2 protein-coding genes are annotated in these 1,071 nt (G+C 68.7%); both read left to right on the top strand.

Annotated features, from left to right (window positions below):
• Positions 1-539, top strand: a 539-nt coding sequence (locus Q8S40_RS05965; RefSeq protein ID WP_305669653.1) for a xanthine dehydrogenase family protein subunit M, incomplete at its 5' end; no start/stop codon positions are given.
• A 15-nt stretch (positions 540-554) separates the two neighbouring features.
• Positions 555-1,013 carry a (2Fe-2S)-binding protein gene (locus Q8S40_RS05960; RefSeq protein WP_305669652.1) on the top strand — a complete coding sequence of 153 codons (459 nt, stop codon included), beginning with the start codon at positions 555-557 and terminating at the stop codon, positions 1,011-1,013.
• Positions 1,014-1,071: the final 58 nt, after the last annotated feature.

Raw genomic sequence — 1,071 nt, 5'->3', positions numbered from 1 at the left:
CCGTGGGCGGGCCGCAGGTGCGCAACATGGCCACGGTGGGGGGCAATCTGTTTGCCGCCCATCCTTACGGCGATTTCACCGCGGCACTGCTGGCTTTGGGCGCGCGCGTTGTGGCGGTCGGGCAGGGCGCACGCCCGCTGGAAGACCTGCTGCGCGACCGTGGACGCGCCGCGCTGATCGCCAGCATCGAGGTGCCGCGCCCGCGCAACCCGGCTGACTTTGCCTTTGCCAAGGTCAGCCGGATCAAGCCCAAGGGCGTGTCGGTTCTGTCCATTGCCGTGCATCTGCCGCGTGAAGGCGGGCGGATACGGGGCGCGCGCGTGGCTTTCGGTGCCATGGGGCCGACGCCGCTGCGCGCGGCGGCGGTGGAGCGGGTGCTGGAAGGGCAGGCGCTGGACGCGGCCACGATCGCGCGAGCGGCGCAGGTGGCATCCGAGGGGCTGGACCCGCCGACCGATGCCATCGCCAGCGCATGGTACCGGCGCGAGGTGGCGGGGGTGCATCTGCGCCGCCTGCTGGAACGGATGGGGGGCCGCTAGATGGCGAAACGACCTGTGACATTCACCCTGAACGGACACGACCGCGCGGCCTTTGCCGATGACGGTCAGAACCTGCTGGACTTTCTGCGCCGCAGTGTCGGCGACATGTCGCCAAAATATGGCTGCGGTCAGGGCACCTGCGGTGCCTGCACCGTCACCATCGACGGAGCCACGCATCTGGCCTGCCTGACGCTGGCCGAGGCGGTGCAGGGCTGCCGGGTCGAGACCGCCGCAGGGCTGGCCACACCCGCATTGCACCCGCTGCAAGAGGCGTTCATGGAACATTTCGCGGCCCAGTGCGGCTATTGCACGCCCGGCATGCTGATTTCGGCCAAGGCGCTTCTGGACCGCAATCCTGCGCCCACGCGCGATGAGGTGATCGAGGCGATCAGCGGCAATATCTGCCGCTGCACCGGGTATGAGCCGATTATCTCGGCCATCCTGTCGGTGGCTGGCGGGAGGGTGCGGGCATGACCGGCGGCAACGGGATCGAATTCCGCAAGGAGTTTTTCGCCGATGAGCGCGACGACAA

Origin of the sequence: Falsiroseomonas sp., assembly GCF_030695085.1 — a bacterium.
Classification (GTDB): domain Bacteria; phylum Pseudomonadota; class Alphaproteobacteria; order Acetobacterales; family Acetobacteraceae; genus Falsiroseomonas.
This window is presented reverse-complemented; position numbering and strand designations above follow the sequence as displayed.